This is a genomic window from Streptomyces sp. WAC05292, assembly GCF_003949955.1.
GTDB lineage: Bacteria > Actinomycetota > Actinomycetes > Streptomycetales > Streptomycetaceae > Streptomyces > Streptomyces globosus.
In genome coordinates, this window is record NZ_RPSE01000504.1 from 1 (window position 1) to 3,686 (window position 3,686).

General features: G+C 73.6%; 3 protein-coding genes. 2 read left to right on the plus strand and 1 reads right to left on the minus strand.

Annotated elements, in window-relative coordinates; all coding sequences use genetic code 11:
* A partial coding sequence (locus tag EF903_RS30075) for a hypothetical protein (protein ID WP_399422002.1) occupies positions 1-413 on the plus strand: 413 nt, incomplete at its 5' end.
* A gap of 84 nt (positions 414-497) precedes the next feature.
* A complete protein-coding gene (locus tag EF903_RS30080) occupies positions 498-1,961 on the plus strand; it encodes a S28 family serine protease (protein WP_125548158.1) in 1,464 nt (487 codons plus the stop codon).
* A gap of 31 nt (positions 1,962-1,992) precedes the next feature.
* Here EF903_RS30080 and EF903_RS30085 read toward each other — a convergent pair whose 3' ends face one another.
* Entirely contained in the window at positions 1,993-3,666 is a 1,674-nt protein-coding gene (locus EF903_RS30085) for a glycoside hydrolase family 3 protein (RefSeq protein WP_260616116.1), read from the minus strand.
* Positions 3,667-3,686: the final 20 nt, after the last annotated feature.

Below are 3,686 nucleotides of genomic sequence, written 5' to 3' on the forward strand. Positions count from 1 at the left end.
ACTTCATGGCACGGGAGCGCGAGGGGCGGGGCCTGGGAGCCCTCAGGGCGGGTGCGGCGCCCGCGGTGCTGCTGCTGTGCGCGGCGGGGCTGCTGGCCGCTCCGCCCGCGTCGGCGGCGGCGGCGACCGGCGGCTGCACGGGGCAGCTGGTGAAGTCCCTGCCGTTCGCCGGCGGCGAGGTGCGCGTCTACAAGAGCCGCACGCAGGCCTGCGCGGCCGCCGTGGCCGACGCGCCGGGCGCGCGCCGGCCGATGGCGGTGTCCGTCCAGCCGCGCGGCGGCGTCCCCCTCCGCGATACGGGGCAATTCACCCGCTATGCCGGACCTGTCACGGTCGGGGCGATCAACCGCTGTGTGTATGTAAGGGGGAGTATCGGGGCCGGATCGGCCGAGTCCGGCTGGATCCTTTGCTGAGGCTGCGTCCCAACCGGGTCTGGTCAGCGCCGTGTTGACCCCGCTAGGTTCACGGGCGACCGCTGTGAACAAAGGGGAGGGTGAATGCGCAAGACGCTTGGCCGGCTGCTGCCGCTCGCTGTGCTGATCGGCACCATGGGCACGGCCGGCTTGACGGCTCAGGCGGCCACCGCCGCGGAGCCGGCCGCCGCGGCGCCTGCCACCGCAGAGCAGGCCGCGGCCGCGGACATCAAGGACCGGATCCTCGCCGTTCCGGGCATGAGCCTGATCGAGGAGAAGCCGTACGCCGGCTACCGGTTCTTCGTACTGAACTACGAGCAGCCGATCGACCACCGGCAGCCGTGGAAGGGCACCTTCAAGCAGCGCCTGACCCTGCTGCACAAGGACGAGTCGCGCCCCACGGTCTTCTTCACCTCCGGCTACAACGTCAACACCAACCCGCGCCGCAGCGAGCCGACGACCATCATCGACGGCAACCAGGTGTCGATGGAGTACCGGTTCTTCAACCCCTCCCGGCCCGACCCGGCCGACTGGTCCAAGCTCGACATCTGGCAGGCCGCCAGCGACCAGCACCGCATCTTCACCGCGCTGAAGAAGATCTACACCAAGAAGTGGATCTCCACGGGCGCGAGCAAGGGCGGCATGACGGCCACCTACTACGAGCGCTTCTACCCCAGGGACATGGACGGCGTCGTCGCGTACGTCGCGCCCAACGACGTGGTCAACGACGAGGACTCGGCCTACGACCGGTTCTTCGCGAAGGTCGGCACCAAGGAGTGCCGCGACCGGCTGAACGCCGTCCAGCGCGAGGCCCTCGTCCGCCGCGGCCCCCTGGAGGCCAAGTACGCGTCCGCCGCCGCCGAGAACGGCTGGACCTTCAACACCGTCGGAAACCTCGACAAGGCCTACGAGGCCGTCGTCCTCGACTACGCCTGGGCGTACTGGCAGTACAGCCTGCTCGCCGACTGCGGCTCCATCCCGGACGCCAAGACCGCCTCCGACCAGGAGATCTGGGACTCCATCGACGCGATCTCCGGCTTCTCCGCCTACGCCGACCAGGGCCTTGCGACGTACACGCCGTACTACTACCAGGCGGGCACCCAGCTCGGCTCGCCCGACATCAAGCAGCCGCACCTGAAGGGCCTGAGCCGGTACGGCTACCAGCCGCCGCGCAACTTCGTGCCCCGCGACATCCCCATGACCTTCCAGCCGGCGGCGATGGCGGACGTCGACAACTGGGTCAAGAACAACGCCAACCGGATGCTCTTCGTCTACGGGCAGAACGACCCCTGGGGCGCAGAACCGTTCCGCCTCGGTTACGGCGCCCGCGACAGCTACGTCATGACCGCGCCCGGCGCCAACCACGGCGCCAACGTCGCCCAGCTCCGCGACGGCGACCGGGCGCTGGCCACCCAGCGGATCCAGGAGTGGGCCGGTGTCGCCCCGGCCGCCGCGGCCCTCGACGCGGGCCGCACCGCCCCGCTGGCCAAGCCGGACGCCGCGCTCGACAAGCAGGAACTGCCGCGCGAGCACCAGCTGCGGCCGTAGGGCACCCCGCGGGACGCGGGCCGGCGTGCGGTCAGCCGTACGCCAGCCCGTGCCCCAGCGGGTAGCGGCCCGGCACCGGCACGGGCAGCCGGCCCGCCGGCCGCGCCGCACCGGTGACCACCCGGGCCGCCGCCCGCATCTCCACGTCCGACCAGGTGTACGTGGCCAGCTCCGCCGCACAGGGCGGCAGCCGGGCCGGGTCGTAGGGGTTGCGGAGCGCCACGACGACCACCGGCACCCCGGTGGCCAGCAGGTCCGCCACCAGCGTCCGCTGCGGACTGTCCCCCTCGGGGACGTTGTACGTGCACACCAGCACCGCGGTGTTCCCGGGGGCCGCCGCCACCGCCCGGGCCGGCGGCACCGCCGTCGCCCGGCAGCCCAGCGCCGCCAGCTCCCGCGCCAGTACGGCCGTCGGGGGGCCCGTCGTGGCACTGGGCGAGGCCGGGTCGGTGCCCGTCACCAGCACCGCGGGCGCCGCCGACGCGTCCAGCGGCAGCAGCCCCACCGGGTTGGCCAGCAGCGTCGTCGTCCCCGCCGCGATCTCGTCGGCGGCCGCCAGGTGCGCCGCCCTCCCCACCACGGCCGCCGTCTGCCCGGCCGCGGTCTGCGGCCGGTCGAACAGGCCCCGGCGCGCCTTCAGTTCCAGGATCCGCAGCACCGACTCGGCGATCCGCGTCTGCGTCAGCTCCCCCGACTCCACGGCCTGCACCACGCTGCGGAACGCCAGCCCCAGGTCCGGCGGGTTCAGCAGCTGGTCGCAGCCCGCCTTCAGCGCCAGCACCGGCACGCGGTCGTCCCCGTACTTCTGCCGCACCCCCGCCATGTCGAGGGCGTCGGTGACCACCACGCCCCGGAAACCCAGCCGCTCGCGCAGCATGCCCGTCACGATCGGCCGCGACAGCGTCGCCGGATCCCCCGACGGGTCGAGCGCCGGGAAGACGATGTGCGCCGTCATCACGGCGTCCACGCCCGCCTCCACCGCCGCCCGGAACGGCGGCTCGTCCCACTCCTCCCACTGCGCCCGGGTGTGGCGCATCACCGGCAGGCCGACGTGGCTGTCGGTCTCCGTGTCGCCGTGCCCGGGGAAGTGCTTGGCCGTCGCCGCGATCCCCGCCCCCTGGTAGCCGCGTACCTGCGCCGCGACGAGCGCGGCCACGGCCTGCGGGTCGGATCCGAAGGACCGCACCCCGATCACCGGGTTCGCCGGGTTGGTGTTCACGTCCGCCACCGGCGCGTAGTCCTGCCGGATGCCCATCGCGGCGAGTTCGGTGCCGGCGATGCGCGCCGCCCGGCGCGCCTCCGCAGCGGCAGGGGTCCGGCCGGTGCGGGCCCCCAGCGCCATCGCCCCCGGGAACAGGGTCGCCGGCTTGCCGATACGGGCCACCGCCCCGTGCTCCTGGTCCACCGAGAGCAGCAGCGGGATGCCCGCCCCCGTGCCGGCGGCGGCCTGCTGGAGACCCGCGGCCAGCTCGGCCACCTGCTGCGGGCTGCGGGTGTTGTGCGCCCAGGAGAACAGGACGACGCCGCCGAGGTGGTAGCGGGAGACGAGCTCGGCCGCGGTGCGGACGCCGAACAGCTCCTGGTTCTTCGCCGCGTCCGCCGGATCGGGACCGGTCGCGGAATGCCCGTAGGCGCGTGAGACGAACAGCTGGCCGACCTGCTCCGTCAAACTCATCCCGGCGACGGCCCGCCGCAGCGCGGCCAGGTCGGGGGAGGGGCCGGGGG

Bases quoted from the DNA above. Each gene is read 5' to 3' on its own strand.
- EF903_RS30080 (WP_125548158.1), top strand. From the start codon at position 498: ATGCGCAAGACGCTTGGCCGGCTGCTGCCGCTCGCTGTGCTGATCGGC.